The 21,719-nt window shown below is 70.8% G+C and carries 22 protein-coding genes; 14 read left to right on the forward strand and 8 right to left on the reverse strand.

Going from position 1 to position 21,719, the window contains the following annotated elements; all coding sequences use genetic code 11:
* Positions 1 to 146: 146 nt before the first annotated feature.
* On the reverse strand, positions 147 to 887 hold the full coding sequence (locus tag ACFZBB_RS04760) for an alpha/beta hydrolase (protein WP_391117827.1): 741 nt from the start codon (positions 885 to 887) through the stop codon (positions 147 to 149).
* A 284-nt stretch (positions 888 to 1,171) separates the two neighbouring features.
* Here ACFZBB_RS04760 and ACFZBB_RS04765 point away from each other — a divergent pair, with 284 nt between their 5' ends.
* Positions 1,172 to 1,627, forward strand: coding sequence for a hypothetical protein (locus tag ACFZBB_RS04765; protein WP_391117829.1), 456 nt, complete (start codon positions 1,172 to 1,174; stop codon positions 1,625 to 1,627).
* A 118-nt stretch (positions 1,628 to 1,745) separates the two neighbouring features.
* Here ACFZBB_RS04765 and ACFZBB_RS04770 read toward each other — a convergent pair whose 3' ends face one another.
* The 3 genes from ACFZBB_RS04770 to ACFZBB_RS04780 are packed head-to-tail and all read right to left on the reverse strand — an operon-like array spanning position 1,746 to position 3,716.
* Complete coding sequence (locus tag ACFZBB_RS04770; protein WP_391117831.1) at positions 1,746 to 2,822, reverse strand: iron-containing redox enzyme family protein; 1,077 nt, start codon at positions 2,820 to 2,822, stop codon at positions 1,746 to 1,748.
* The gene (locus tag ACFZBB_RS04775) at positions 2,822 to 3,091 is read right to left on the reverse strand and encodes a CDGSH iron-sulfur domain-containing protein (RefSeq protein WP_391117833.1); all 270 of its coding nucleotides are present in this window, start codon (positions 3,089 to 3,091) and stop codon (positions 2,822 to 2,824) included. Before ACFZBB_RS04775 ends, ACFZBB_RS04770 begins: the two co-directional genes overlap by 1 nt.
* A complete protein-coding gene (locus tag ACFZBB_RS04780; RefSeq protein ID WP_391117835.1) occupies positions 3,075 to 3,716 on the reverse strand; it encodes a HemK2/MTQ2 family protein methyltransferase in 642 nt (213 codons plus the stop codon). Before ACFZBB_RS04780 ends, ACFZBB_RS04775 begins: the two co-directional genes overlap by 17 nt.
* 173 nt (positions 3,717 to 3,889) lie before the next feature.
* Between ACFZBB_RS04780 and ACFZBB_RS04785 the strand changes: the two genes are divergently transcribed.
* From ACFZBB_RS04785 to ACFZBB_RS04810, 6 genes are all read left to right on the forward strand, one after another.
* The gene (locus tag ACFZBB_RS04785; protein ID WP_391117837.1) at positions 3,890 to 5,245 is read left to right on the forward strand and encodes a peptide ligase PGM1-related protein; all 1,356 of its coding nucleotides are present in this window, start codon (positions 3,890 to 3,892) and stop codon (positions 5,243 to 5,245) included.
* 341 nt (positions 5,246 to 5,586) lie between these two features.
* Complete coding sequence (locus tag ACFZBB_RS04790) at positions 5,587 to 6,867, forward strand: ice-binding family protein (RefSeq protein WP_391117839.1); 1,281 nt, start codon at positions 5,587 to 5,589, stop codon at positions 6,865 to 6,867.
* Positions 6,868 to 7,016: 149 nt separating this feature from the next.
* On the forward strand, positions 7,017 to 7,703 hold the full coding sequence (locus tag ACFZBB_RS04795) for a DUF5819 family protein (protein WP_391117841.1): 687 nt from the start codon (positions 7,017 to 7,019) through the stop codon (positions 7,701 to 7,703).
* Positions 7,693 to 8,766, forward strand: coding sequence for an HTTM domain-containing protein (locus tag ACFZBB_RS04800; protein WP_391117843.1), 1,074 nt, complete (start codon positions 7,693 to 7,695; stop codon positions 8,764 to 8,766). The genes ACFZBB_RS04795 and ACFZBB_RS04800 overlap by 11 nt, the downstream gene beginning before the upstream one ends.
* 144 nt (positions 8,767 to 8,910) lie before the next feature.
* Positions 8,911 to 9,210 (forward strand): hypothetical protein, encoded by a 300-nt coding sequence (locus tag ACFZBB_RS04805; RefSeq protein WP_391117845.1) that lies wholly within the window; start codon positions 8,911 to 8,913, stop codon positions 9,208 to 9,210.
* 60 nt (positions 9,211 to 9,270) lie between these two features.
* Entirely contained in the window at positions 9,271 to 9,714 is a 444-nt protein-coding gene (locus tag ACFZBB_RS04810) for a carboxypeptidase-like regulatory domain-containing protein (RefSeq protein ID WP_391117847.1), read from the forward strand.
* A gap of 34 nt (positions 9,715 to 9,748) precedes the next feature.
* On the opposite strand, the gene ACFZBB_RS04815 is transcribed toward ACFZBB_RS04810, so the two are convergent.
* Positions 9,749 to 11,401, reverse strand: a complete 1,653-nt coding sequence (locus tag ACFZBB_RS04815; RefSeq protein WP_391117849.1) for a protein kinase — start codon at positions 11,399 to 11,401, stop codon at positions 9,749 to 9,751.
* A 184-nt stretch (positions 11,402 to 11,585) separates the two neighbouring features.
* Positions 11,586 to 12,356, reverse strand: coding sequence for a serine/threonine protein kinase (locus ACFZBB_RS04820; RefSeq protein WP_391117852.1), 771 nt, complete (start codon positions 12,354 to 12,356; stop codon positions 11,586 to 11,588).
* Positions 12,357 to 12,923: 567 nt separating this feature from the next.
* Between ACFZBB_RS04820 and ACFZBB_RS04825 the strand changes: the two genes are divergently transcribed.
* The 5 genes from ACFZBB_RS04825 (at position 12,924) to ACFZBB_RS04845 (ending at position 18,902) form a co-directional block, all read left to right on the forward strand.
* Positions 12,924 to 13,559: a sensor domain-containing protein gene (locus ACFZBB_RS04825; RefSeq protein ID WP_391117854.1), complete on the forward strand. Its 636-nt coding sequence runs from the start codon at positions 12,924 to 12,926 to the stop codon at positions 13,557 to 13,559.
* 65 nt (positions 13,560 to 13,624) lie between these two features.
* Positions 13,625 to 15,247: a DNA/RNA non-specific endonuclease gene (locus ACFZBB_RS04830; protein ID WP_391117856.1), complete on the forward strand. Its 1,623-nt coding sequence runs from the start codon at positions 13,625 to 13,627 to the stop codon at positions 15,245 to 15,247.
* Positions 15,248 to 15,349: 102 nt separating this feature from the next.
* A complete protein-coding gene (locus ACFZBB_RS04835; RefSeq protein WP_391117858.1) occupies positions 15,350 to 16,027 on the forward strand; it encodes a VWA domain-containing protein in 678 nt (225 codons plus the stop codon).
* Between the two features lie 2 nt (positions 16,028 to 16,029).
* Positions 16,030 to 16,977: a protein phosphatase 2C domain-containing protein gene (locus ACFZBB_RS04840; RefSeq protein ID WP_391117860.1), complete on the forward strand. Its 948-nt coding sequence runs from the start codon at positions 16,030 to 16,032 to the stop codon at positions 16,975 to 16,977.
* A complete protein-coding gene (locus tag ACFZBB_RS04845) occupies positions 16,974 to 18,902 on the forward strand; it encodes a hypothetical protein (protein WP_391117862.1) in 1,929 nt (642 codons plus the stop codon). The genes ACFZBB_RS04840 and ACFZBB_RS04845 overlap by 4 nt, the downstream gene beginning before the upstream one ends.
* Before the next feature lie 17 nt (positions 18,903 to 18,919).
* Here ACFZBB_RS04845 and ACFZBB_RS04850 read toward each other — a convergent pair whose 3' ends face one another.
* Both ACFZBB_RS04850 and ACFZBB_RS04855 read right to left on the reverse strand, forming a co-directional pair.
* A complete protein-coding gene (locus ACFZBB_RS04850) occupies positions 18,920 to 19,312 on the reverse strand; it encodes a VOC family protein (protein ID WP_391117864.1) in 393 nt (130 codons plus the stop codon).
* The gene (locus ACFZBB_RS04855; protein WP_355345514.1) at positions 19,309 to 19,611 is read right to left on the reverse strand and encodes a metalloregulator ArsR/SmtB family transcription factor; all 303 of its coding nucleotides are present in this window, start codon (positions 19,609 to 19,611) and stop codon (positions 19,309 to 19,311) included. Before ACFZBB_RS04855 ends, ACFZBB_RS04850 begins: the two co-directional genes overlap by 4 nt.
* Positions 19,612 to 20,299: 688 nt before the next feature.
* Between ACFZBB_RS04855 and ACFZBB_RS04860 the strand changes: the two genes are divergently transcribed.
* Positions 20,300 to 21,025, forward strand: coding sequence for a dienelactone hydrolase family protein (locus ACFZBB_RS04860; RefSeq protein WP_391117866.1), 726 nt, complete (start codon positions 20,300 to 20,302; stop codon positions 21,023 to 21,025).
* A gap of 266 nt (positions 21,026 to 21,291) precedes the next feature.
* Entirely contained in the window at positions 21,292 to 21,681 is a 390-nt protein-coding gene (locus ACFZBB_RS04865; RefSeq protein ID WP_391117868.1) for a PPOX class F420-dependent oxidoreductase, read from the forward strand.
* Positions 21,682 to 21,719 lie beyond the last annotated feature (38 nt).

The following is a 21,719-nucleotide window of genomic DNA, read 5'->3' on the forward strand; positions in this document are numbered from 1 at the left end:
TGCGGGAGTTCAACGGCCGGGCACGCCCGCCGCGGCCGTCGTCGCAGGAGCGTGTGGAGGAGTGCCACCAAGCCGGTGGTGACGCTCCTCCGTGACGGTCCCGGTCGGGGCGGGCTACCGTCCGGGACCGGGTTGACGGCTCGGTGCTACTTCAGGTGGCGGGTGAAGAACTGGGCCGCGGCAGCGCCCGCGGACTGCGGGACTCCGGAGTGTCCGCCGAGGTGGGCGTGGAGGGACTTCTCCTTGGAGGCGAAGGTGTCGAAGAGATCCAGCGATGCCTGCCGGTCGTTGCCTTCGTCGTCCCACTGAAGGAGGACGTGCAGGGGAATGGTGACCTGCTCGGCCTCCTCGAAGATGGCGCGGGGCACGAGGCTCCCGGCGAACAGAACGGCGGCCGAGACGCGAGGCTCGACCACCGCCAGCCGGACGCCGACGGAGATCACCCCTCCCGAGTACCCGACCGGGCCGTCGACCTCGGGCAGTGCGAGAAGGGCGTCCAGGGCGGTCCGCCATTCCGGGACGGCCGCCTCGACCAGGGGGAGGACGAGGGCGTGGACGATCTCGTCCCCGACCGGCTCGCCGGTCTCCATCGCCCGGCGCAGGTCGGCGCGGGCCTCATCGAGGGCGGGCAGGCGAGGCCGGTCGCCGCTTCCGGGAAGCTCGATGGTGGCCGCGGCGAAACCCTCCGCCGCGCAGCCCAGGGCCCGGCCCAGCAGCCGGGGGTACATCTTGCGCAGCCCGAGGGGAGGGTGGCCGAGCAGGATCAGCGGCGCCGGTGCCGCCGCGGACGCCGCATCAGGTGTCCACAGGATGCCGGGGATCTCGCCGAGGGTGAATTCGCGTTCGAGGACGCCTTCGTCGAGGCGCTGCTCAGAAGTGAATCGCATGGTCGTGCCTTTCGGGAGTGCTCGTTGACGGCGCTCCCGGACGACCTATCGCCCGACCGTGGCCCCAGAGGGGAGCACCCATGTCGATACTGCGTTCACGGGTACCACCTCCTCGGTCTCTCGCACGGCCTCCGGGAGGGTAGCAAGGGCTGGGCACGCTTCGCCAACGGGTTTTCTCCGCGACGCCGCGGCCGCTGGCCGTCCCTGCGCGTCCCCCGCGGGCCCCTTGCGCCGGCCGCTCCGATCGCCGTGATGGACACGGCCGGCCGGGGAAGGCCTTGCACATGACCAACCATGAACAAGAGCGCGGCCCCGCGGCACCGGCCCGACGTCCCGCCGGGCTGAGCGACGCCTCGGTGGAAGCGCTCGGCATCCTCTCCGAAGCCCTCGAGACGGTGGAGCGGGCGCGCGGGCGGCTGTACGACTTCCACCAGCTCACCGGGGGAGCCGACCTGCGCCTCGGCGAGGCGGTCGAGCACCTCAGGGCCGCGGGCCACGCGGAACACGCGGAGCGGCTCGAACGCGAGATCGTCGGCCGCAACGTCCTGCCGGGCTACTGGACCTTCCAGATGGTCGAGGCGTACGACGACACGTACGTCGAACCCTTCCGGCGCATGGAGGAGCAGATCCGCACCGACCTGGCGGGCGGCGCGCGTCACATCCACGAGGCCGAGATGAAGGAGGCGCGCCGCACGCACGGCCACCCCGACCACACGGCCCGGCCGCCGCATCCGGCCTGACCCGTATCCCGCCCGGAAGAGACCACCGGCCCGGCGGCGCGCCCCCCAAAGCTCTGGGGCCGCCACCGGACCGGGCCGGTGGGTCGATTCCTCGGACCGGCGTCGGGCAGGGGAACCGTCAGCCTCCGGTGCGCGGCGACGGCCGGTCCCGTAGCGGTTCCAACGGCGTGCGCAACGCGCTGCGGCCGTTCCGCCAGGCGTCGAGCAGCGCCGCGCCGAGCCGGTCCTCCAGCAGTCCCGTCGCCTCGATGCCGAGGACAACGTCGGCGTCCAACTGCGGCTCCGCGGCCAGCAGAGGAGCGATCACCTCGTGGCGTACGACCTGTTCGTGGACGGCGTCCGCTTCGACGTGTTCGTCGTAGAAGCGCTCCGCGGCAGGGCCCGCGCCGTTGGCGCGCATCGCCTGCGCCAGCCGCCGGGAACCCGGCGACGAGGTGATCTCGACGGCGGCGAAGTGCCCGACAAGCGCGCCGCGGAGCGCGCGGTGCAGGCCGAAGAGCGACATCAGGTTGACCACCGCCAGCGCCTCGGCGGGCGCCGCGTCCAGATAGTGCCCGTACGCGGTGTCCAGGCCGAGGTCCGTCATCAGGTCGGCGAAGAGCCGCGCGTGGATGTCCTCCGCGTGCCCGCCGCCGAACTCGTCGAATTCGACGGCGACCATCGCCGCCTTCGCCCGGCCGTGGAGGCGCGGGATCACCCAGGCGTGGGGATCGGCCTCCTTGAGGTGGTACAGGGACCGCAGGGCCGCGTACTCCCGCAAGTGCTCAAGATGGCCCTCGGGCCGGAGGTAATGACTGACACCGGTGCCGTCGTCTCCCACCGGTTCGACCAGCAGCGCGGCGACGGAGTCCGCCGCGTGCGGGCGGACCGGCGCGTCCGCGCGCACCTGGCGCAGGAAGCGCTCCTCCAGGAAGCCGCGCGTCCGCAGCAGCTCCACGTCCCACTCACGGTCGTCGGCCACACCCGCGAAGCCCTGGTAGTGCAATTCGTACAGCGAATAGAGGGCGAGTTGCAGGTCGTCGCCGTACGGATCGGCGGCGGCCACGGGACCGGCGCCGGGCAGCTCTCCCGCGCCGTCGCGCAGCGACGCCACCACGGCGGCCGACAGCGGCCCGCGAGGCGTCGGAAGCGGGGGAGCGGTGGCACGCGACTCGCGGTAAGAGGTCGGGTACGCGCTCGGGTACGCGGTCGTCATCAGGACTCTCCCTCCGGCCCGGCCGGAGCCGTCCGCTGCCCGCCGCACGCCGGCGGCTCTCCGTCCCCGCCGCCCTTGGACCGGCGGCGGTGGCTGGTGTCGCACCACGGGTGCGTCCGGCTGCGGCGGCAGGTGCACACCGCGACCATGAAGCGGTGCGAGGTCACGGCGACACCGTCGTCGCCGACGACGGTCACCGGCCCCTCGACCAGGACGGGCCCGTCCCGTTCGACCAGGACGCGGCGCGGTCGCTCAGGCGTGTTCGGCACGGATCACCACCAGCTCCTCCTTGTCCTGCTCCCCGTCGATCAGTCCCGCCTGCCGCAGCCACGCCGTTCGTTCGCGCAGTACCGGCCCGAAGGGGATCAGCTCCCGGTCGGTCACCGCCGCGCGCAGCCCGGCCTCCGCCAGGGAAGCCAGCGTCGCCTCGACCCCGCACAGCGCCGAGTGCACCATCAGGAGTACGCCGTGGGGTGCCAGGACGCGTGGCGCGGTCGCGCAGATCCGGTCCACGACCGCCCGCCCGTCGTGCCCCGCGTCCCAGGAGCGGGCCGCGCCCCGTACCGGCGGCTCGGCCGCTGGGGAAGGGACGTAGGGCGGATTGCTGACCACCAGGTCGTACGGGCGGTCGTGCCGTCCCCGCTGCCCCGCGAGGTCGCCGTGCAGCACCCGTACCCGTCGTCCGGCCCTCAGAGCGTTCGCGCGGGCCGAGAGCACGGCCTGCCACGCGATGTCCACGGCGGTCACCCGGGCGCCCAGCCGCGCGGCGCAGATGGCCAGCGCGCCGCTGCCGGTGCACAGATCCAGCACGTGCATCCCGGGTGCCACGGCCTCGCGGCACATGGCCCGCATCAGGAGGTGGGTGTCCTGTTGGGGTTGATAGACACCTGGCATACACAGCACGGTCCACCTCCGACGCATGATGCGATGACTTTGAGTCACCTATTTGTGTGGTCCAGGGCCGACTGCCCCGGATGCGGGGTACCAATCGACGGACGGCGCCCCGAGAGGGATTCGGCAGATTCCGGAACCGGGTTTCCCGCCGCGATCGCGGGCACACACCCCCTATGGCACCGAAGGACAGTGGCACTCCATCATTGATCGTTCTTGCCAACTTCGCCTCCGCACTCGCTGTCGACCTGCGGGAACACGCCGTGGTCGCCCGGTGGGCCGAGCAGGCCCCGCGGAAGATCTGGCTGACCCGGCCCGGCGACGTGCTGCTGACCCCGGTCCCGTTGTCCGAGCCGTTCGCGCGGTACGCGTGCGCCCTGACCGGCGTTCCGAGGGACTCCGTACGGATCGTCACCGTCCGTGACCGACCCGGTGCCGCGATGGCCGACTCCGTGGCCGACACGCCCGGCCTGACCGACGAACTGCGCGCCCTCGCGGCGGCCCGCCCCGGCACCCGGCTGCTGCCCATCGCCCTGGACGCCTCGACGTTCGCGCTCGCCGCCGCGCTGGGAGTGCCGGTGTCGCCCTGCGGTCGCGGCGGGCCGGCGGTCGGCGCCGAAGCGCTGGCGGTCACGGAGCTGTGCAACACCAAGGCCGGTTTCCGCGCCGTGGCCGAGCGGACCGGGATGCGCCTGCCGTACGGACGCACCTGCTCGGGGCCCGACTTGCGCGCGACCGTACGCGCGGTGCTCCGCGCGGCCGGTTCCGGGCGCGGTGTCGTGAAACCCGACCGGTCGGCGGGCGGGCACGGGCTGCGGTTCGTCGGTGCCGAGGATCCCTCGGTCGCGGCGGACGGCTCGGGCGTGGACGGCTTCGGTGTGGACCGTTTCGGCTCGGATGGCTTGGGCGTCGACGGATGGGGTGTCGACGGTTTCGGGCCGGACAGCCGGTGGACCGTGGAGGAGTACGTCCCCCACACCGTTTCGATCAGCGCCCAGTTCGTCGCCGCGGCGGGTGGACCGCGACCGCTCTTCGACGGTGCCATGCGCACCGAGGACGGCTCCTTCACCGGCTACCGCGCTCCGCTGCGCGGCATCGTGCACCCGCAGGTGTGCGACGAACTGCGCGACTGGGGCGTGGCCCTCGGCCGTCACCTGATCGCGCACGGCTACCGCGGTCCGTACGACATCGACGCCCTCGTGGCCACCGACGGCACCCTGTACGCCACCGAGTCCAACGTCCGGCGCACCGCGACGACCACCCCGTACGACCTGGTCGTCCGCCTCGCCCGCGGCACCCCCGTCACGTGGACGACGGGCACGGTCCGCGCGTCCGGTCCGTACTCCTTCACCGCCGCTCTCGACCGCCTCCGTGACCGCGCGCTGGACTACGACCCCGAGCGCGGCGACGGGGTTGTCCTCTACGCCGACGCCCCTGCGGACGGGGTGAGTTGGCGGTACGCGATCCTGGCGGGCTCCGCGCGGAGGCTGGACGAGTTGGCGGCGTCCTTGCCGTCCGCGCTCCAGGACTGAACCCCGGAGCGCGTCCGCGCGTGGCGAACTCCGTTTCGGCGACCGGAGATGGGCCGGATCGGTCCGCCTGAGCGCGAGTGGCGGGCACCCGCGCTCTTCATCGGCCGCTCATGGCGATGAGTTCCTCGCGGCGCATTCCAGCGTGACGTGCAATAGGGGGAACGTTTTTCCGGCCTCGCGTTTCTGCGATATTCGACCATGCCGGTTGATAAATCAATCCATCACTCGTATGCGTGCATCGCTTCCGCATCTCTTTCTTTAGTGTGCCTGGCACGGAGTCGGCCGTCCTCAGAACCCGCCTTTCGGGCTTCGCTGCCGTTCCTGTCAGGAGTCACGCCTCTATGACGTCACAGATCCTGCCCGCGCCGAAAGGTCGCACCATTCCCACGTGGGTCGCGGCGGTGGTCGCGCCGCTGATCGCCGCATCTCTCGTCGCCGCGGTGTCGACCCAGGCGGATGCCACCGCCACGGCCGTCCCGCTGGGAACGGCGGACAGTTTCGCCGTACTGGCCGGTCAGACGGTCACCAACACGGGTCCTTCGGTGATCACCGGAGACCTCGGAGTGAGCCCCGGCACCGCCATCACCGGTTTCCCGCCCGGCCTGGTCAACGGGGCCCAGCACTCGGCGGACGCGGTCGCCCTCCAGGCGAAGTCCGACCTGGTCACAGCGTTCAACGACGCCGCAGGACAGGCCACGGACTCGGCGCTGCCCCCGGACGCCGGGGGTTTGTCCCTGGTCCCCGGCGTCTACACCGCCTCGTCCACGCTCGGTCTGACCGGCACGCTGACCCTCGACGCCCAGGGCGATCCCAACGCCGTGTGGGTGTTCCAGGTGGGTTCCGGCCTGACCACCGCGTCCGCGAGCCGCGTTCTCCTGGTCAACGGCGCCTCCCCGTGCAACGTGTTCTGGGAGATCGGCAGTTCGGCCACGCTCGGCACCAACTCCACCTTCGTGGGCAACATCCTCGCCCTGACCTCGATCAACGTGACCACGGGCGCGAGCATCGACGGCCGCGCCCTGGCCCGTAACGGCTCGGTGACGCTGGACACCAACCGCATCACGCGGCCGGCGTGCGGCACCGGCACGACGACCGGTGGCACCACCACGGGCGGTACGACGACCGGTGGCACGACCACCGGCGGGACCACGACCGGTGGCACGACGACGGGTGGCACGACCACCGGCGGGACGACCACTGGCGGTACGACGGCGGGAACCACCACGGGTGGGACGACCACGGGCGGAACGACGGCCGGGACGACCACGGGTGGTACGACGACTGGCGGCACCACGACCGGTGGGACGACCACGGGTGGTACGACGACGGGTGGCACGACCACCGGCGGCACCACGACGGGTGGGACGACCACTGGCGGTACGACCGGCGGCACCACGACGGGTGGTACGACGACCGGCGGGGCCACCACCGGCGGTTCGACCGGCGGCACGGGTCACTACCCGGGCAAGCACTGCAAGCCGAAGAAGCCGGTGAAGCACTGCCCGCCCAAGAAGCCCGTGAAGCACTGCCCGCCGAAGAAGAAGCCGGGCAAGCCCGGCGGTTGGTCCGACAATCAGGGCTACGGCGCACAACCCGCTTCCCAGGCGGGTCACCAGCGCTGACGCGCCCGGAGCACGACCCCGCTCGGTGAGCGACAAGCGGTGCGCGGCGGAATTGTCACCGAATCCGCCGCGCGCCGCGGCACCGGGCCGCACAAAAGGCAGCAGCGGAAAGAAGAGGGCAGGCGCAGATGCGGGCAGCAGGGACAGCGGTGCGAGTCGATTCCGACACGCACGTACGGGAATTGCCGGACGAATCACCGGAGTTCTCCGGACAACACCGGCTGCCCGTCCCGCTGAGAGCGGGCCTGGGGATCGGAATCGCGCTGATCGTGGCCACGGCATTGACCCATGTGGCCATGGTGTTCCTGCACGTGGCACCGGCCAATCCGATCTCACAGCGGTTCGGCCGCCAGATCAACGCCTGGATCTACCCGGTCTTCGAGCAGAACTGGCAGTTGTTCGCGCCGGATCCCGAGTCGGTGGACCGGACGGTCTACGCCCGTGTCGCGAGCACCGGCCCCGACGGGACGATGCACGTCACCGCGTGGGTCGACCTGACCGCCGCGGACACGGCGGCGGTCGAGCACGACCCGTTCCCCAGCCACACCCACCAGAACATGCTGCGCCGGGCCTGGTCCTCCTACGTGGACACGCACGGGAGCGACGACGAGCCCCACTCGGACCGCGCGGTCATGACACAGCGGTACCTGCGCAACATCGCGGTGCAGCGCGTGGGGGCCCGCCGACCCGTCGGCGACGGTCCTGTCCAGTCCGTCCAACTCCGGGTGGTCACCCTGCCCGTCGCCGTTCAGCACGCGCGTCCGGTCGTCACCGCGGCCACGGCCGCCGACACCCGTTTGCTGCCCTGGTGGAAGGTGCCCTCGAATGACCACTGACCAGGTGACGTCCACCGACGACGCGGTGCGGCCCGCGCCCGGCCTGCCGCGGCCCACCCCGAATTGGACCGGCAGGGCGTACGCCCTGCTGACGGAGCGACCGGTGTCCCTGTACGCGGCGGCCGTGCTGCGGATCGGATACGGACTGCTCTACCTCGTCTTCCTGCTGCGGGAGTTCTCGCATCGCGACGAGATCTGGGGACCCGGCTCGCCGTGGACTCCCGACCTCGCCCGGCAGCTCTTCGCCCAGAGCGGCTGGGCCAGCGTCCTCACGCTGTCCGACAACAAGGTCTATTTCGAGATCTGTTACGCCTTCGCCGTGATCATCTGCGCGCTCTTCGCGCTGGGTTGGCGGACCCGGGCGGTCTCCGTGCTCTTCGCCGTCGTCGTCGCCTCATTCCACGCCAGGGCGCTCTTCATGACGGACGGCGGCGACAACCTCACCCTGCTGATGTCCGTCTACCTGATGTTCACCGCCTGCGGACGCCGCTGGTCCCTGGACGCACGCCGCACTCGGCTTCGCCCCGCCCGCCCGGCCGCGCGCGTACTCGCGCAACTCCGTTACGTTCGCCGCACGTTGACCACGGTGCTGCACAACTGTGGCATGTTCGTCATCGCGGCCCAGGTCTGCTTCCTCTACGGATCCGCCGGCCTCTACAAGGTCCAGGGCGCCTCCTGGGGCAACGGCACCGCCCTGCACGACGTACTCAACCTCCCCCTCTTCCAGCCCTGGCCCGCGCTGTCCCATCTCGCCGACAGCTTTCCGACGGCGCTCGTCATCGCCGGTTACGTGACCGTCCTCGTCCAAGTCGCCTTCCCCTTCGTCCTGTTCGGCCGCCTCAAATACCCCGTCCTCGTCGTCCTGATCGGCATGCACACCGGCATCGCCCTCTTCCTCGGCCTGCCGCTCTTCTCCGGGGCGATGATCATCGCCGACACCGCATTCCTCCCCGACCGCCTCTACCTCTCCCTCTCCACCCAGCTCCGCCGATTCCGCCGCCCCGCCCCCGCGTCACCGGACCCAACCGGCGCGCCCCCGATCCCCGCCCAACCCGCGCTCTAGGCCGGGTCGCCAGCGGAAGCCGGTGAGCCGGGCGCCCCCGGACCTCTCGACGTCGGGCACGCCTCCCGCCGGCCGCGTGAGGTCCATCTCGCCGCGTAAACTGTCGGCTCCGACGGTTTCCCGTTCGACCCGAAGGACTCAGCCGTGGCCGACCGGCCCGAGATTGTCTGCATCTGCGGCTCCACCCGGTTCGTGGCCGAGATGCGTGCGGCGAACCGTGAGCTGACCTTCGCCGGTGCCATCGTCGTCGCGCCGGGCGAAGCGGACGAGCCGATCACCCCCGAGCAGAAGACCGCACTGGACGCCCTCCACCTGCGCAAGATCGGCCTGGCCGACCGCGTTCTGGTCGTCAACCCCGGCGGCTACGTCGGCGAGTCCGCGACCAGGGAGATCGCATACGCCCAAGCCACCGGCAAACCGATCTCGTTCACGGATCCCGTCTGACCATTAGGCTGAACCGGGCGTGGCTGCGCGAGCGCGACGTCGCCACGACGATCCCGGAACATGACGACCAGATCGCCCGCCGCCCGCATTCCGCATGCCGGCGGTCGTCTGAGTCACGATCGCTGTTGTGGATTCGGTCGAGCGGGGGAAGAAGTGGCCACCTTTTCGCAAGGCGCGGTAAAGCCGGTTCGGGGGCTGGTGAAGGGGGTCGTTCGCCTGGCCGATGGTTCGGCGCTCCCAGATTTTGTCATGGAGCCGAAAGCGATTTCGTCGGTCGAGGTGCGGAGCATCGCGATGATCACGAATCATCTCGGACGCTACTCCTTGAGTCTTCTGCCTGGCATTTACGCAATCCGTACCCACGGCATTGCGGAGGCGAGGCGCGAGTGGACGGGCGAATCACAGGAGGTCACGGTCGAAGCGGGGCAGGTGGTGCATGTGGATGTCACGGTCCGTCCACCGTTGCATCGCCAGGCTTCACACCACCTTCCGCCCGTCTCGTGACCAGCTGAGGCTGTTCGCTGAGCTGGACGGCTGGTCAGCGGACCGTGGGGGCGCCGTTGTGGATGGTGATCGTGGCGGAGCACTGTTTGTCGGCGCTTGCGCCCTGTTGCCAGACGCAGATGCGGGCGCTGTGGTTGATGTCCGAGACGGCGCCGGTGCGTTCGGCGCCGGTGGAGGCGGCGAGGCCGACGGTCAGCCCGTCGTCGCGGATCAACTCGGCGTGGCAGGTCTCGAAGTAGCTGGTGTTCAGCATTCCGTAGAGCTTGCCGGAGCCCGCGTCGTCGAGCCAGGCGGTGCAGCCACCGGCGGGACCGGCGGAGGCGCCGGAGCCCTTGATCGCGGCGGGGTCGTCGCTCATGCTCACGCCGTCGATCGGGTACGTGCCCGGCTCGGTGGTGGCGGACGTGTCGCTTTGGCGGGTGGCGGAAGGGCTTCCCGCCGCCGACGGCGCGGACGGGGACGAGGGCGGCAGGCCCGCCGCGCCCGCGCTGCCGCTCGCCGCGGCAGAAGTTGACGGCGAGGCCGTACGCGACGACGCGGAACCCGAAGGCGACGCGCCGGGACCGTGCGAACCGGGCGCGGCACCTGACGCTGACGGGGAGGCTGATGCGGAGGCCGAGCCGGACGTGGACGCGGGAGCGCCTCGACCGGAAGTGCCCGTGTCGGCACGGAACAGCGAAGGGCGCAGGAGCAGGAGACTTCCGGCGACCACCGCGACGAGGCAGAAGACGAGCGCGGGTACGAGGACCCGGCGACGCCCACGCGCCGGCCGCTCCTGCCGGGGGGCGACCACGGCCACGGCCGGCCCTCCGGACGCGAGGGAGACGACGGCTTCGCCGGTCACCGCGCGGTTCGCGCTCGCGGAGGCCGCGGCCCGGGCCGCCTCTGCCATCGCCGCGGCGTCGGGAAAGCGCTCCTCGGGCTTCTTGGCGAGGGCGGTGGCGACGAAGTCGCGCACGGCGGGAGGGAAGTCGGCGGGCAGGGCCGGGGCCGGCTGCTGCACGTGTTTGAGCATGATCTCGATGGGCCGGTCGCCGTCGAAGGGCAGTTTCCCGGTGAGCATCTTGTAGCAGACGACGCCCATCGAGTAGAGGTCGCAGGCCGCGCTGGCGTCGTGGCCCTCGACCTGCTCGGGCGCGATGTAGAGGGCGGTGCCGACGATGGCGTGATCGGGTGTGATCTTGGAGGTGGCGAGGTCGCTGGCGATGCCGAAGTCGGTGACCTTCACCCGGCCGTCGTTGCAGATCAGCAGGTTGGACGGCTTGATGTCGCGGTGCACGATCTGCTGCCGGTGTGCGGCGTGCAGCGCGTCGAGCGCTTCGGCGGCGGTGGTGAGCGCCTGCTCCGGCGGCAGGGGCCCGCCCTCGTTGAGAAGCTCGTCGAGCGGTCGGCCCTGGACGAGTTCCATGACGATGTAGGCCACCCGCGTACCGTCGCCGAAGGCGTTCTCACCGTAGTCGTGGACGTCGACGATGCCCGAGTGGTCCAGCGCGGCGAGGATCAGGGCCTCGCGGCGGAACCGCTTGGCGAACCTGGCGTCGCCGAACAGCTCCGGGCGCAGGACCTTTACCGCGACCCGACGTTCGAGGACTCCGTCGTCGGCCCGCCAGACGTCGCCCATGGCGCCGCCGCCGATCCGCTCCGCCAACGTGTAGCGCCCGCCGAGCAGGGTGCCCCGATCCCACACGCTCGTCCTCCAGAATTCCCCCCGGTCACCGGCTGTCAGCCGGAGCGCACAGTCTGCCAGATGCGGCAGGAGTGAATGAAGGGAAAGCCCCTGGCGCCCAAGCGCTGTGACACCGCATCAGCTCGCCGCGGAAGGCGTGCGGCCGACAGCGGGGGCCCGGCGGCACGCGCACAGCGATCCGCGCTCATGCGCGCGGATTCCAGAAGATCTGGAGGTCCTTCTCCTGGATCAGGTCGAAGCGGAGGGCGAGCGAGACGAGGGCCTCGCGCTTCCAGCCCAGGCGTGGGCTGTCCTGCGTGCCGGTGCGCTCGCGCACCTTGAGCTTGGAGCCCGCCAGGTAGTCGATGTGGAAATTGACGGCGGACGCGGTCAGGTCACCGCAGTCGGGGAGAGGACGCAGTCGGTTGACGACCTCGCCGACCGTGGGGATGGCAAGGCTGGACGGGTCGCGCAGCCGGGGCTCGCACAGGGCGAGCAGCACCAGGAAGTACTTGGCCGTGGGGTCGAGCGCGAAGGGCATGAGGGTGAGCCCGGCCGCGTGGCCGGTGGGGGCCTCCGGCCCGGGGTCGAGGAAGGCGTGACGCGGGGCGAAGACGGTGAACCGGGTGAAGCCATCGGTCAACGGCAGCACCACGCGCGAGAGTTCGAACGGGATGGGCGCGCCCAGCCGGCGCGGGGCGACCTTCAGGTACTCGCCGCCGCCTTCCAGATTCTCCACGACGTACGTCGTACGGGCGCTGAAGTTCGTCAGCCGCCAGTGGTCGTCGCTCGCGGTGAGTTCGCCCGCGTAGCGGGAGACACCCTCGCCGCGGAGGGGGATGTCGACGGGCTGTTCCTCGGTGCCGCGTCCGAACGTGGCCACCTGCCCAGGGCCGAGGGCGAGTTGCCGGGGCCGGCCGGCCCGCTCGGGTTCCTGCCCTGGTGCGTCCGGGAGTTGAACGATGACCGTTTCCATGCCGTGTGCGCCTCATGTCATCCGCGTCATCAGCCCGCTGCCCGCCCCCGCAGGGCCAGGAGTCTAGCAACGGCCCGCGTCCACGGGACGGGCGAGGCCGGTGGGGAAGTTGTGAGGACCCTGAGAGCCCTCAGGTTACGTACGGCCCCGTGCGGCAGCAGAGTCGGTGCATCCGGCAACCGCATGGAGGGAGTGACTGTGCCCGAGCAAGACGCACCCGGTCCGACCGCGTCGACCGACAAGAGCACGTGGCAAGCGCGAACGAACCCCGCCGCCGGGGCGCGTGGTGGTTCGGGTGGGGCGGGACTCCCCACCTGGCAGCAGACTCCTCGGGCCACACCGCCTCCGATGGGGCGGCCCGCGCCTGCCAGGACGCCCGCTCCCAGGGCGCCGTCGCGACCCGGCCGCCCGATTACGCCGCCCCCGTCCGCCGGTACTTCTGCCACCTCGACCTCGACCTCGACCTCGACCTCGACACAAGGCACGGCCACTGCCACTGCCCAAGCTCCGGCCGCCACCAGGCCCAACAGATTGACGTTACGTCGCTGGCGGCCGGTACTCCTCGCCATGTTGCCCTGCCTCGTGCTGGCAGCCGTCGGCTGGTGGTTCTGGCCCAGCCAACCCGCCCCCGTGCCGCTGCGCTTGGTCGCGGGAACGGTGCACGCCGCGCTCCTCACTCCCGACGAGGCGAGCCGCCTGACGGGGATGACCCTCACCTCCGGTCCGCGGGCGGGCGAGCCGGCTCCCGCCCTGGCCGCCGATCCGTCGAGCTGCCGCGTCGCGGTCGGGCCGACCACCGAGGCGGTCTTCGGCAAGGACTGGACCGCCTTCCTGTCCGCCACCTACCAGGACGCCGGAGGACTCGGCGACTACACGGTGACCCAGGCCGTCGGCGTCTATCCCGACAGCGAGAAGGCACGCGCCGTCCTTCGGACGCTGACCGCAGGGATCGGTTCCTGCCCGTCGGCCGTCCGCACCGACCAGGACGGCCGTACCTCCCCATGGACCTACCGGGTCGATGGCACCGCCGTGAACGGCGTCGCCTGGACCGCAGTCCAGGACGGCGGCAACGGCTGGGCGTGCTATCGCCGGGCCCAGCTCAAGGGCAAGTCGCTCGTACAGGTGGGGATCTGTGAGGCGGGCGACGGGCGGCCGACCGTCCAGGCGCTCACCGAGCGGATCGCTGCCGGGGTGGCGGAGTGATGAACGCCAAGGGTGGGAGGCCCGGCTTTCCGTCCCGGTCCCGCCGGAACGGCGGACGGCGTGCCGTGGTGCCGGCCCTGACCGCACTGCTCGTCCCCGTCGCCATCCCGGTCCTCGGTGCGGGCCCCGCAGCCGCCGCCACCGCGACGGTCCCCCGTACAGCGCCCGCCGCGGTCAGCACCGAGGTCCCCGCGCCGCTCCCCGCCCCCGGCGGAATCTCCGCCGGCCTCACCCTCAAGACCGTCATCTACAACAACGAGGTCACGGCGCTCCAGCAGCGCGAGACGAAGCTGACCGCCGAGAAGCGGACCCTGGCCAGGGCCACGGCCTCGTACAACTCGCGGGGCGCCGCCTACAACTCCAAGGACGCCGCCTGCGCGGCCAAGACGGCGGCCCACAACAGCAAGATGGACGCGTACAACGCACGCGTAGCGGCCTACAACGCCACCCCGCACGACTTCGTCCTCCCCGAACAGCAGTCCGCGTACGCCGCCGCCGAGGCTCAGAAGGAGCAACTCGACGCCGAGGGCGTCGCGTTGAGCCAGGAGACGGCGTCGATCAAGACCGAGCAGCGGCAGCTCGACACCGAGATGGCCCAACTCGGCGCCGAGAAGACCCGGTTGGCCGCGGATATGACTCAGCACAACGCGCGGACCCGGACCTGGAGGTCCGACCGGAGTCAGTTGGAGACGGAGCATCGGCAACTGCTCCTGCAAATGGTGACCGCGCTCCAGGCCCTGCTCGACGCCCCGCCGCCGCAGGCCGCGACCATGGCTCAGGGCGCGGACGCGACCGAGCCCCTGGACCTCACCGGCCAGGCGATCCGGGCGCCCGGCGGCGATTCCGCCTCACGTGCCGACGAGGTCGCGTCGCTCGGTCGCTACGCGGTGGTGACGCACATGCCCGTGAGGTTCCAGCCCGTCGTGGTACGGCTCTCACCGACCGCGCTCTCGAACGTATCGGCGGCGGACGCGGCGCGGTTGGCGCCCTCGGTCACCTACGACGCCGTCGTGCCCGAAGCGGACGGACACTACGCGGCCGTCGGTATCCGGCACGGTGACGCCGCCCCCGACACGGACGCCGACCGGGCACGGAGCGCCTTCGACAACGTCCTCGCACACGGGGGACAGGCCACCGCGACGGTCGACGGCGGCCCGGTCGTCATCGACAGGACCATTACCGTCCCCGCGGACGACCGCGTCAACGACCCTTGCAGTACAGGTGCGGGATTCACCGGGAGCAGCATCGTCTATCTGCCCCGCCACAAGCAGGCCGGAGAATGCGTGGCCACCGGGGCCTACGGGCAACTCGACGTGAAGAACTACACCGGCGACCGACAGATCAAGCTTGGATTCGCGCTGCCGGGTCTCCGCACCCTGCCCGCGAGCAACCGGGCCCGGGGACACCTCATCGGATTCGCCATGGGCGGGTCGAACACCGACACCCGCAATTTCGTTCCGCTGTTCCAAGAAGCCAACCAATGGATGTACACGTACGCGGAACAGCCGGTCGTGAAGGCCATCAAGGCGGGCGGCCATGTGTACGTGGAGGCGTATCCGGAATACGGCGACCCGAATTCCGCCGTGCCGACGTCAATCAGCTATCACACCCAGGGCGACGTCGAAGAGGAATGCGTCATCGAGAACAACCCCACGGGCGCCGGAAGCCGCTGCCACAACGGATCGTGACCCTACGGAACCGACCGTCGCATGCGACCGGCAGAGAACACCGGGCTCCGCAAGAGCCACCTATCACGCGGGAAACACCGTCACGCAGGGAGAGGAACGAAGATGTCCGAGACGAGGGGCGTGCTGCTGCCGGCGTATGTGCTGGCGGACGAGTCGGGTTCGATGAGTCCGTACCTGGAGGAACTCTCCAACGGGCTGGTGTCGTTGTGCGAGGGACTTCGCGCGGAGCCGATGGTCGCGGCCAAGTTGCGGCTGGCGGTACTGGGGTTCTCCGACGACGTGCAAGTGCGGCTGGCCGTGGCCGACATGCGCACCGAGAGCACCCTGCCGAAGGTGCAGATTCGTGGACTCACCAGTTACAAGGCCGTGTTCGAGGATCTGCTGGACCGGATTCCCGCCGATGTGCAGTGGCTGCGCGGTGAGGGATACAAGGTGCACCGCCCCGTGGTGTTCCTGCTGAGCGACGGGCAGCCCACCGACGGCAGGTCCTGGCGCGGCCCGCACGCCGAGCTGACCGACAAGGCCCGGACCCCCGCGGCGCCGAACATCATCGCCTGCGGCATCGGTGATGCCCGGGCCGACACCATGCTCGAAGTGGCGACCCGTCCCGAGTTCGCCTTCGTCGCGAAGGCCGGGACCGACCTCGGCCAGGCCATCTCCGAGTTCTTCCGCTCGCTGACCGCCAGCCTGGTCGCCTCCGGGTACGCGCTGAACTCGGCGAATCCGCAGCTCGTCGTGGACCGTCCCGATCAGTTCACCATGGCGATCGACGAGGTGTGACCGTGAACCCCAACGACGGACTCTTGTCCGCCGGGACACCGGACGTATCGGCTCCGGCGCGGTCGACGCCGCCCTGGCAGCGGATCACGGTCGGCACGCCGGGGCCGGAATTCGAGGCATTGCCTCCCGGCCAGTACGACTTCGACTTCCCCGACACCGAATGCGACGGCTGGTCGACGGGCGAACTGGCCATGCGGTACGCCTCGGTTCGGGGCGCCAAGCACCGCTACTACCGGCAGCCGCGTCAGGACGCCGCACGCGCGGCCGTGCACGCCGCCACCGGCAGCGTCGTCTTCGCGGTCGCCGACGGCGTCTCCAGCGCGTCCGACTCCGAGCAAGGAGCGATCGCGGCCTGCCGGGCCGCAGTTGAGCGCACGCTCCATCTGCTCGACGGCGCGGCAGGCCCCGTCGACCTGCGGGACGTGGCCTGCCACGCGGCCGACCGGCTCTGTGAACTGGCCCGTTGGCGGCTCGGCGGACGGAACCCGGAGTTCAGCGAGGTGGCCGATCTGTACGCGACGACGCTCGTGGCCGGGGTGGTCCGCCCCCGCCCCGAAGGCCCGCTGGTCGAGCTGTGCCGCATCGGGGACTCCGGAGCGTGGGCCCTGGACCGCTCGCGCGGACAGTACCTGCCGCTCTTCCCCACCAAGACGGGAACGGACACCCTCCTGGTGTCCGGCACGGTGTCGCCCCTGCCCCATGTGCCCGACCCGCTGGAACGGACCAGCAGACGCCTGTCGCCGAGTGAGGCGCTGGTGATCGCGACCGACGGTTTCGCCGACCCGCTCGGCGACGGTGACGGCCAGGTCGGCTCCCTCTTCGCCCGGCACCTGACGAACCCGCCGTCGCCCTTGTGGCTCGCGCACCTGCTGGACTTCTCCCGGGAGACCTTCGACGACGACCGGACCCTGCTGACGGTCTGGCCCACGGCGCCCGGGGGACAGGGGTGAACGCCCCGCGCACCCCCGCGGTCGATCACAACAGGCTCTCTCTGGGCGCCCAGTTGGGCCAGGGCGGCCAGGGCACGGTCCACGAGGTCACCAACCGGAGGATCAACGAGGCGGCGGGCGGCGGCTGGGACGTGGTCTACAAGGAGTACGGCCTCGCCGTACTGCCCGCCCTGCGCGCCGACGCGCTCGCCGCGAGAGCCGACCTGATCGGCGAGTTGAGCGCGGCGGACGGGAAGTGGCTGTGCGAGAGGACGGCCTGGCCCGCGGCCGTGGTCCAACGCCACGGGCACACCTGCGGGTTCCTCATGCGCGCCGTTCCCGACCGCTTCCGGTTCGCGTTCCGGAGCCTCAACGGGGCGGCCGGTACGCGACGGCTCGCCACCGTGGAGTACCTCCTCAACGACGACGCCTACGTGTCCGGTATCGGCCTGACCATCAGCGACAGGGACCGTCTCGCCCTCCTGGGCGACCTCGCCACGACCCTCAGCCGACTGCACCGCCTCGGCATCACCGTAGGAGACCTGTCACCGAAGAACCTGCTGTTCACCAAGGCACCGCACCCCGAGTGCTTCCTGATCGACGCCGACGCCATGCGCCTTCGCGGCACCAGCGTCCTCCCGCAGGCCGAGACCCCCGACTGGCAGGTCCCCGACGGGGAGGAGAAGGCGACGGCGGCCGGCGACGTCTACAAACTCGCCCTGCTCGCCGTACGCCTCATCGCCCGCGACCAGACCGCCAAGGACCCCGCCGTGCTGACCCCCGTCAGCCCGGCACTCGCCGACCTCGCCCGGAGCAGCCTCGATCCCGACCCGAGGCGTCGTCCGACTCCCGCTCTGTGGGCGGAGAACCTCGCGGCCGCCGTCACGACGGCGTCGACGGCCCCGGCTTCCGCGCCCGGTCGGCCGACCCCGCGCCAGTCGGGCCGTCCGCTGCCTGCGGGGGCCGCTCCCGGCGGGGCACCGACCACCACCACCACAACCAGAACAGGAGCGCTCGTCGCCGCGAGCGTGGCCGCCGTCGTACTCGTCGGACTGATCGGTCTCGGCGTCACACACTCCCATCACGCCGACTCCGATACGGCCGCCCCGGTCGGGTCGACCTCCGCGACCGCGCCCTACCCCACCTTCACCGACCCGACGTTCACCGTCCCCGACCCCACGGACACCACGGACAGCGATCCCGGCCCCACGGATTCCGGCCTCACGGACTCCGATCCCGTGACCACATCGGCGTCCCCGCCGCCCGACGACATCGCCGCAGCCGAGGTCGGGTCCTGCTTCTACGACCACGGGACCACCAAACGGGCCGACCTGGTCGCGACCGACTGCGGCGACGGGGCGTTCAAGGTCGTGAGCATCTACGACGGCACCACCGACCTGTCCCGCTGCGACGACGTCACCGACAACGACGAAAGCGTGTCCTCGGCGGTCAACAACCGTGTGCTGTGCCTGAGTTATCAGAGCCCCGGCGGCACCGCCTTCCACGCGCGGCAGGGCGACTGCGTCTACGGCGCCAACTCCGGCGGCTCCTGGAGCACCCAGACCTGCCAGACCGGCAACTTCAAGGTCCTGGCCACCTACCGAGGCACCACCAACGACTCGAAGTGCGACTCCTGGCAGCACTACAACGAATGGAAGCGCTTCGGCGTCGCGGGCAACTCAGGACTCGACGTACTGCTCTGCCTGTCCATGAACTACCCCGACGACGCCGGATACGCGACGCAGCGCGAATGCCTCCTGAAATCCGGTGCGGACGGCCACGCGACCTTCACCAACGTCGGCTCCTGCGCCTCCTCCAACGTCGTGGTCACCGGCCGCACCAGCCGCTACAACGCCGGCGCCTTCTGCGGCCACGACGGCTGGACCACCTGGGAACCCCCGGACTACCCGGCCCTCGCCTACACCGTGTGCTGGAGACCGAAGTAGGTTCGCGGGGCGAGCGGTTACTGGGGCTGGGTCGCGATCTGGATGAGGTTGCCGCAGGTGTCGTCGAAGACGGCGGTGGTCACGGGGCCCATTTCCAGCGGCTCCTGAGTGAAACGGACGCCGAGGCCGGACAGGCGCTCGTACTCCGCCTTCACGTCGCTGACGGCGAACTGGGCGAGCGGGATGCCGTCCTCGAAGAGCGCGTCGCGGTAGGGCGTGACGGCCGGGTGGCCGGCGGGCTCCAGGAGGAGTTCGGTCCCGCCGGGCTCGTCGGGCGAGACGACGGTCAGCCACCGGTCCTTCTCGCCCACCGGCACGTCGTACTTCTTCACGAAGCCGAGGACGTCCGTGTAGAAGGCCAGGGCCTTGGCCTGGTCGTCGACGAACACACTGGTCAGATGGATCTTCATGGGGTGCTCTCCGTCGGTCCGGACGTGCCGCGAACAGGCCAGCGCTCGGTGATCTGCCGCAGCGGGTCGGTGTTCAGGTCGTGGAACTTGTAGCGGCCCTCCCGCCGGGTCTCGACGAGCCCGGCCGCCTCCAGCACGGCGAGGTGCTGCGAGACCCCCTGACGCGAGAGCCCGAGCCGATGCTTCATCGCCAGCCGCGAGCAGATCTCGAACAGCGTCTGTCCTGACTTCTCCGCGAGCTCGTCGAGGATCGTGCGGCGGGTGGGGTCGGCCAGGGCTTTGAACAGGTCATCGGCCACGCCCCCATGATAGGCAAGTTCCCACTTGCCTATCAAGCCGAGGCGCACCGCAGAACCGTCGATGACCAGGCGGTGATCACGGACCCGACTGCGGCGTGAACCTCGCCAAAACGTCCGCTCGGAGCTGTTCCGGCAATCGCCGGTAACCTGCCGGGCGGTCCGGCTGCGGAGGGCGTTTCGTCCGCCGTCCCCGGCGGTCCGGTCAGGCACCGTAGGGGCGTCGGGCTCTTCGCGGGCGAACGACCCGACGACGATCAGCTTGCCGGGCTGTCCGGTGTCGGCGGCGGAGCCGAGGAGGGCGCTTTTCCGGACGATGTCGCCGTCGGCGTCCTTGACGGTGCCGGGGCCCTCGTATCCGGCAGGGCCGCCGGTGCAGCCGTCGCCCGTCACGCGGTTGGCGTCATCGACCAGGGTGTTCTGACAGGTGTAGACGGGGTTCTGGGCGGCTGCGGCGGTGCCCGGCAGGACCGCGGTCGCGGCGGCGAGGACGTCGGCGACAAACGATGCGCCCGCACCGGGCGCCGCTAAACGACAAGCTCGGCTTGTTCGTCATCTACCAGGACCTGCCAGGTCTGCCGATGACTCGGGAACTCGGGCCTGGCGGGCGTGAGGTGTCCGCGGATGTTTCTGTTCTGCCGCCGGAGAACAGCGGCCCGACCGGGCTCGACGGCCGTTACGGTCCAGTCGTATGACGACGGTTACGACGCGTACGGTCGAGTATCCGGCTGACGGTTTGACGATGGTCGGGCACCTCGCGCTCCCGGCCGGTGCCGACCGCCGGCCCGCGGTGCTGCTCGGTCCTGAGGGCATGGGGCTCAGCGATGTCGAGCGCCGCCGGGCGGATGCTCTCGCCGAGCTGGGATATGTGGCGCTGGCCTTCGACCTGCACGGCGGGCGCTATCTGGGGGACCCCGAGGAGATGCTAGCCCGTTGCCTGCCGCTGCTCGCCGACCCGGACCGGATGCGGGAGATCGGCCACGCGGCGCTGGACGTGCTGCGCGCCGAACCGCGCACCGACCCCGATCGGATCGCCGCCATCGGCTATGGCACCGGCGGCGCCATCGGGCTGGAACTCGGGCGCGACGGCGCCAACCTGCGCGCCATCGGCACCGTCAACGCGACGACCACCGGCCGGCCGGGCGAGGCAGCGCGCATCCGCTGCCCGGTGTGGGCCGGAGTCGGGTCGGAAGACCCGATCATGCCGCCCGCGCAACGGAACGCGTTCACCGCCGAGATGCAAGCCGCGGGCGTCGACTGGCGCCTCGTGGTCTACGGCGGCGCCCTCCACGCCTTCCACCACCCGCCGGTGGACCACCCCATGGTCCCCGGCGTCGGGCACCACCCACAGCACGCACAGCGCGCCTGGCGCGACGTCATCGACCTGCTCACCGAGTGCCTGCCCGTAACGGAATGATCTGATCAGCAACCGCGCTTCCGGGCCGCGAACCAGGCCGGTAGATCGCCACCAGCTCCGGTTTGCAGGACATCACCGCGCTCGGATTCGCTACGAAGACACCAACTCCACAGATGCACTCCGCCGTTGGACGGAGGCAGCACGTCACCACCGCACGGCCGACGATCACCCAACTCCGGTCTCGCACCAACGACCTGGCCTTCTGCTCAAGCCCATGCCGGGCACGCAGAGGGAGGCTCCATCAAGCCGTGACGTACCCTTCCGCCATGACAGATGGTCAAACGGACCTTGAGCGGCTGACATCGGGCAAGTACGTCCGGGTCACCACCTTCCGTCGGGACGGCACAGAGGTTCCGACCCCGGTGTGGGTGATCCAGGACGGTGATGCCCTCGGTATCTGGACGGTCGCCGATTCCGGCAAGGTCAAGAGGATCCGCAACCGCGCCGACGTCCTGGTGTCCGCCTGCGACATTCGCGGCAACCCCTCGGGCGAGCCCGTCCCAGGACGGGCGGAGATCCTCACCGGCGAGCAGACCCAGCACTACCGCCGTCTCCTGGCCCGCAAGTACGGGTTGACCGGAAGACTCACCCTCCTGGGCAGCCGCCTGCGCCGGGGCCTGGACGGCACCGTCGGCATCCGGATCACCCTCGCCTGACCGTGCGGCGGCGTCGCCGCCCACCAACGCAATCCCGA

It is taken from the genome of Streptomyces sp. NPDC008139 (assembly GCF_042957025.1).
In the GTDB taxonomy this organism is placed as follows: domain Bacteria; phylum Actinomycetota; class Actinomycetes; order Streptomycetales; family Streptomycetaceae; genus Actinacidiphila.